Genomic DNA, 6,292 nt, shown 5'->3' with positions numbered 1-6,292 from the left:
GTATAGAACACGGCCAGCTGGGATGAAGTTCATCGATACAAGCTCCTGATAGAACTTTTCGAACCATTCTTGACGCTTCTCTTCTGTTTTTTCAACAGCTGCAAGCCCTGTCGCATTGCGCTTTGCGATTTGCTCGTAGAAGACTTCAAGTGGCTTTTCAATGACATCCAATGAACGTTTGATTACGCCTGTAGATGCTTCTTCTGGATCATCCAGCACTCCACGGAATTCTTCATCGACGAGAACCTTCGCAGTTTTGCTTTCCCAATCAATATCTAGTATGAATCCAAGCCCGCGTGCTGGGAACTTCGGATCCTCCTTGATGGTGAGGACAACAAAATCCCCGTTTGATAGAGTGATTTTTTCAGTGTCTTTAAAAGTATAGCGGTCCAGCATGACAAGTCGGGATACGCCTTTGTGGGTTAATTTCATTTCAGGTGTGATGGGATGAACCTGCTGGAATAAACCAATGTCCTTGTTCAAACTCTCAACATTCAGGCTCATTTTTTGTCCAATGGTAACAGACATTTCTACAACTCCTTCTAAGGTTTCAAATCATATCTGTATTGTTTTACTAGAAGTATGTAATTCTAGTTGCTTTCTTGAATTACCCTTACGTTATCATACTCAAACATCAAAAATCAATATATAGTGTATTTTAAATTTTCGACAACACTATATATGGTGTTTGAGTCAGAAGAAATATATTTTGTCAAAAACGAAATCTATCAAAAAAGCGAGAGAAAAAGAGAGAAAGATAGATATCAACCAGTAAACGATATAAAACAACAAATTTCGAGGGTTGCACTTTTGGAGCAGAAATCAATCCCTTGAAAATACTGGGTAAAAATAAAAAAAGCGGATTTCCGCTTTTTTATCTTTTAAAATTCCACTCATCCGATTGATATTTATTTTTCGCGAGAGTGTTTACATAATCTAACTCTTCTTCACTTAATGTGTAGGGCTCTAATTGAATCCCAAGTCCATCTTCAAATCCTGCTTTGAATGCTTCCTTTGCCTCGTTAATGGTAATTGTCCTGCTGCTGATCTCGTTAATCGCCACCGCTTTCGTCTTGAACGCCTTTTGCATTCTCTCTTTTACACGGTCATTCGGATATTTAAATAGACTGAATAGCTTATCCTCATCAAGATCTAGCAAGATAGATCCATGTTGAAGGATGACGCCCTTCTGCCTTGTCTGGGCGCTTCCGGCAACCTTACGTCCCTCAACAACAAGCTCATACCAGCTGGGAGCATCAAAGCAAACAGCTGAGCGGGGATTTTTTAGAGCATCCTTCTCAGCAGATGTCTTGGGTACAGCAAAATAAGCCTCCAATCCTAGCTTTTGAAAGCCTTGTAAAATACCTTCTGAAATAACCCGATAGGCTTCAGTCACTGTTTTAGGCATTTCAGGATGGTCTTCTGTAACGATTACACTATATGTAAGTTCGTGCTCATGCAGTACCCCCCTGCCACCTGTAGGTCTGCGTACGAATCCAAGTCCGTGCTGCTTAACTGCTTCCATATCAATCTCTTTTTCGATGTTTTGAAAATAACCAACAGATAGCGATGCTGGATTCCATCCATAAAAACGGATGACGGGAGGAATTGTTCCGGCACCATGCCAGTCCAACAATGCCTCATCAAGCGCCATATTAAATGACGGTGAATTGTCTCCAGAATCAATAAATCTCCATACTTCTCTTTCCATGCAATTACCCCATTTTCAAATATTTACGGTTAAGATTTTTTAAGTCTATCAAATTAATTTTCAAATGCAAAGCAGCTTGTTTTTCAAATCCCTTTAAGAAAATTGCTAATTTCCTTTGCTCTCAGGTCGGATGGCTTATATAATTATAAGTGGCTCAGCTAAGCTTGAAAGGAGAAATATGTTTTGGATACACTTATTTTTTTAATCGTCATCACAGTTGCGGTAGTCCTTTACTCTGTTTTCATGTATTTTTACCAGAAGAAAATCGTGAAGACATTGTCTGAGGAAGAATTTAAAAGCGGTTACCGCAAAGCTCAATTAATCGATGTCCGTGAACCAAATGAATTTTCTGGCGGACATATTCTTGGAGCAAGAAATATCCCTCTTACCCAAATGAAGACTCGCTTAAAAGAAATCAGGCCGGACAAGCCCGTTTATCTTTATTGCCAGAGCGGATCCCGCAGCGGCCGTGCTGCACAGATGCTTTACAAAAAAGGCTACAAGGATCTGCACCATTTAGAAGGCGGCTTCAAAAAATGGGGCGGCAAAGTCAAAGCGAAATAAGCTATATTCCCATAAAATAACCCCTCTGTTCATTTTGCAGAGGGGTTTAGCTTTTGTTCATTGAACAGTCACTACTTTATCTCATTTCTCTCTTAATATCCACTTTAGTTAACGAAACCGATCGCTTCGACACCTCTTCTATAAAAGCATCCACACAGCACGCAAAAAAGCTGCAGCAGTATATTAAAAGCCCTGCCTTCCTCGGCAGGGCTACAGCATCTTATGCTTTCTGATAACGTAAAATCGGCTTCCTGGCAGCAGTAGTTTCATCCATTCGGCCAACCACAGTAGAATGTGGTGCTTCCTGAACGATTTCTGGATTTTCCTCTGCTTCCTTGGCGATCTGGATCATCGCATCGATGAAGGCATCCAATGTTTCTTTAGATTCTGTTTCAGTTGGCTCGATCATGATCGCCTCTTCCACATTCAGTGGGAAGTAGATTGTTGGCGGATGATAGCCGAAATCGAGCAGTCGTTTTGCTATATCAAGCGTGCGGACGCCAAGCTTTTTCTGGCGCTTTCCGCTTAGGACGAATTCATGCTTGCAGTGCCTGTTAAATGGAAGATCATAATATTCTGCTAGTCTTCTCATCATATAGTTTGCATTTAAAACTGCATATTCAGTTACAGCCTTCAAGCCATCAGGACCCATTGTACGGATATATGTGTAGGCACGGACATTGATGCCAAAATTCCCGTAGTATGGCTTGACCCTGCCGATTGATTGCGGACGGTCATAATCAAATTTATATTGTCCATCCTGCTTCGTTATGATTGGCTTTGGCAGGAATGGAATTAAGTCAGCCTTTACGCCGACAGGGCCAGATCCAGGGCCACCGCCGCCATGAGGGCCAGTGAATGTCTTATGAAGATTCAAGTGAACAACGTCGAAGCCCATGTCGCCAGGACGTGCTTTTGACATTACAGCGTTGAGGTTCGCTCCGTCATAATAAAGCTTTCCGCCAGCACTGTGGACAATCTCAGCCATTTCAAGAATGTTCTCTTCAAAAAGTCCAAGCGTGTTTGGGTTCGTGAGCATTAATGCAGCTGTATCCTCACCGACAACCTTTCTTAGGTCCTCTAAATCAACTAAGCCGTTTTCGTCTGATTTTACAGTGATTGTCTCAAAACCAGCTACTGTTGCTGAAGCGGGATTCGTTCCGTGAGCAGAGTCAGGAACAATTACCTTAGTACGCTTGTCATCGCCATTTGCCTCATGATAAGCACGGATCATCATTAATCCTGTCCATTCGCCATGTGCACCAGCTGCCGGCTGAAGAGTTACTTCGTCCATTCCAGTGATCTCAATCAGATGCTGCTGAAGGTCGTACATCAGCTCAAGAGCACCCTGGACTGAACTTTCATCCTGCAGTGGATGCAAGTGTGCAAACCCATTGAAACGAGCAACATTTTCATTCATCTTAGGATTGTATTTCATAGTGCAAGAACCTAATGGATAGAAGCCTGAGTCCACACCGTGATTACGCTTTGACAGTGCAGTATAATGGCGCATGATATCAAGCTCTGATGCTTCCGGAAGTTCAGGCTCCTCTTCACGAAGGAATCCTTCAGGCAATAGCTCTGATAAATCTGCTTCGGGAACATCCATGTCCGGCAGGCTGTAGCCGACACGGTCAGGTGTGCTTAATTCAAAAATGAGTGGCTGATCTTCCTTATGCATTGATATCCCCCATTTCTTTTACAAACGTATCTATTTCTTCTTTTGTTCTAAGTTCAGTGACTGCCACCAGCATATGCTGTTCTAATTCAGGATAATCCCGGCCCAAGTCATAGCCGCCGATGATTCCTTTACTTAGCAGCTGCTGGTTGATTTCCTTAACTGGCTTATTCAGCTTCACAACGAATTCATTGAATGAAGGACCATCAAATGCGACTTCAAAACCTTTTTCTTTAAATGCTGTCTTCGCATAATGCGCCTTTTGAATATTGGATATCGCCATTTCACGAACACCTTTTTTGCCAAGTGCAGTCATTGCAACTGATGCAGCAAGAGCATTCAATGCCTGGTTAGAGCAAATATTGGAAGTCGCCTTATCACGTCGGATATGCTGTTCCCTCGCCTGAAGCGTCAATACGAACCCGCGGCGTCCCTGGTCATCCTTAGTTTGGCCGACTAGTCTTCCTGGAACCTTTCTTACAAGCTTACCAGTGACTGCAAAATATCCGCAGTGAGGCCCACCGAATGCTGTTGGAATTCCAAACGGCTGAGCATCTCCCGCCACGATATCAGCACCGAATTTCCCTGGAGGTGTCAATGCTCCTAGTGACAACGGATTGCTCGATACTACGAATAACGATTTATTATTGTGGGTAATTTCCTCAATCTCCTTCATTGGCTCAATGCGTCCAAAGAAGTTAGGATACTGGACAATAACCGCTGCAATATCTTCACTGGTCATATTGCCTAAAGCATCAAGATCGGTCACGCCATCCTTGTGAGGAATTTCTGCGACGTCGATGTATTGCCCTTTTGCATAAGCCTTAACAACGTCCTTATATTCCGGATGGACTGCGCTTGAAATTAATATTTTCTTGCGCTTTGTATGGCCTGCGCTAAGCATGGCCGCTTCCGCTAAAGCCGTACCGCCGTCATACATGGATGAGTTGGCCACTTCCATGCCTGTCAATTCACAGATCATCGTCTGGAATTCAAAGATAGCCTGAAGTTCACCCTGGGAAATTTCTGGCTGATAAGGTGTATAAGCAGTATAGAATTCTGAACGTGATAAAACATGATCGACGATAACAGGGATGTAATGGTCGTAAACACCTGCACCTATAAAAGAAGAATACATTTTCAAATCAGCATTTTTGGCAGCCATTTGCGCCAATTCTTTCATCAAAGCTGTTTCAGGCTTAGCTGGTTTAATATTGTATTCCCCGGCAAAACGGACTTTTTCAGGAATATCGCTGAATAATTCGTCAATTGATGAAACGCCGATGCTTTCCAACATAGCGTTTTTATCACTTTCAGTCAGCGGTAAATAGCGATGCTTCATATTTCTTTCCCCTCTCCGGTTTTTACTTTTTGTCTCTCTTATAAAAAGGTGTCGCTGAAACTGCAGCTTTTAAACGCTTGCCGCGGATTTCAACTTCCACTTCGTTTCCTAATTCTGTTTCTTTAGCATCAATCAGAACAAGCCCAATATTTTTCTTAAGGGTTGGAGACTGAGTACCCGTAGTCACCTCACCAATTTGAACATCACCTTTGTAAACTGGATATCCATGGCGCGGTATACCTCTGTCAATCATTTCAATTCCGACAAGCTTTCTAGGCAGCCCATTTTCTTTTAGCTGCTTAAGTGCTTCTTTACCGATAAAATCCGCTTCTTTATTCAACTTAACGGCAAACCCGATGCCTGCTTCAAGCGGACTGATTTCAGATGAAAGCTCCTGGCCGTATAATGCAAGGTTTGCTTCGAAACGAAGTGTATCTCTCGCTCCCAAGCCACACGGAATCACTCCTGCACATTTCCCTGTTTCAAGGATGTCCTTCCAGATGCTGATTACGTCTTCAGCTTTGCAATATATTTCGAAACCATCTTCCCCTGTATATCCTGTTCTTGAAACAAGTGCTTTCTTGCCGTTTAAATCAACTTCTTCACTAAACTTGAAAAAGCCAATTTGACTTAGATCGTGTTCATTCGCAAGTTTTTGAAGGACATTTTCAGCTGCCGGTCCTTGAAGAGCCAGCTGCGCCATGCCTTCTGAAAGATTATCAATTTCAACGTCAGCATCGAGATGGTCTTTCAGCCATGCAAAATCTTTTTCAATGTTCGATGCGTTAACAACTAATAAGTAGTGGTCCTCTTCTAGCTTATAAACTAGCAAGTCGTCGACAGTGCCGCCATTTTCATAGCACATGGCTGTGTATTGCGCACCGCCATTTTTAAGTTTTGAAACATCATTTGTCATCATTTTTTGTAAATATTTAAGACTATCTTTACCAGTTACTTCGATTTCACCCATATGTGAAACATCAAATAAACCAGCCGC

General features: G+C 42.5%; 6 protein-coding genes. 1 reads left to right on the top strand and 5 read right to left on the bottom strand.

Annotated elements, in window-relative coordinates; all coding sequences use genetic code 11:
- Together WB217_RS15550 and WB217_RS15545 are read right to left on the bottom strand one after the other, a co-directional pair.
- Window positions 1–528, bottom strand: a 528-nt coding sequence (locus WB217_RS15550; protein ID WP_423994157.1) for a ribonucleotide reductase N-terminal alpha domain-containing protein, incomplete at its 3' end; no start/stop codon positions are given.
- Between the two features lie 346 nt (window positions 529–874).
- Window positions 875–1,711, bottom strand: a complete 837-nt coding sequence (locus tag WB217_RS15545; RefSeq protein ID WP_423994156.1) for a lipoate--protein ligase family protein — start codon at window positions 1,709–1,711, stop codon at window positions 875–877.
- A 243-nt stretch (window positions 1,712–1,954) separates the two neighbouring features.
- Between WB217_RS15545 and WB217_RS15540 the strand changes: the two genes are divergently transcribed.
- Window positions 1,955–2,275: a rhodanese-like domain-containing protein gene (locus tag WB217_RS15540; protein ID WP_423994158.1), complete on the top strand. Its 321-nt coding sequence runs from the start codon at window positions 1,955–1,957 to the stop codon at window positions 2,273–2,275.
- A gap of 220 nt (window positions 2,276–2,495) precedes the next feature.
- Here the strand turns inward: WB217_RS15540 and gcvPB are convergent, their stop codons facing one another.
- The 3 genes from gcvPB to gcvT form a co-directional block, all read right to left on the bottom strand.
- A complete protein-coding gene (gene gcvPB / locus WB217_RS15535; protein WP_423994155.1) occupies window positions 2,496–3,956 on the bottom strand; it encodes an aminomethyl-transferring glycine dehydrogenase subunit GcvPB in 1,461 nt (486 codons plus the stop codon).
- Entirely contained in the window at window positions 3,949–5,295 is a 1,347-nt protein-coding gene (gene gcvPA, locus WB217_RS15530) for an aminomethyl-transferring glycine dehydrogenase subunit GcvPA (protein WP_423994154.1), read from the bottom strand. Before gcvPA ends, gcvPB begins: the two co-directional genes overlap by 8 nt.
- Window positions 5,296–5,317: 22 nt before the next feature.
- On the bottom strand, window positions 5,318–6,292 hold a 975-nt coding region (gcvT, locus tag WB217_RS15525), incomplete at its 5' end, for a glycine cleavage system aminomethyltransferase GcvT (RefSeq protein WP_423994153.1).

This window comes from Mesobacillus sp., from assembly GCF_049588175.1.
GTDB lineage: Bacteria > Bacillota > Bacilli > Bacillales > Cytobacillaceae > Mesobacillus.
Note: the sequence above shows the minus strand (reverse complement) of the source record. Positions and strands in the feature narration are given on the sequence as shown.

Bases quoted from the DNA above. Each gene is read 5' to 3' on its own strand.
- WB217_RS15545 (WP_423994156.1), bottom strand. From the start codon at position 1,711: ATGGAAAGAGAAGTATGGAGATTTATTGATTCTGGAGACAATTCACCG.
- gcvPB (WP_423994155.1), bottom strand. From the start codon at position 3,956: ATGCATAAGGAAGATCAGCCACTCATTTTTGAATTAAGCACACCTGAC.
- WB217_RS15540 (WP_423994158.1), top strand. From the start codon at position 1,955: ATGTATTTTTACCAGAAGAAAATCGTGAAGACATTGTCTGAGGAAGAA.
- gcvPA (WP_423994154.1), bottom strand. From the start codon at position 5,295: ATGAAGCATCGCTATTTACCGCTGACTGAAAGTGATAAAAACGCTATG.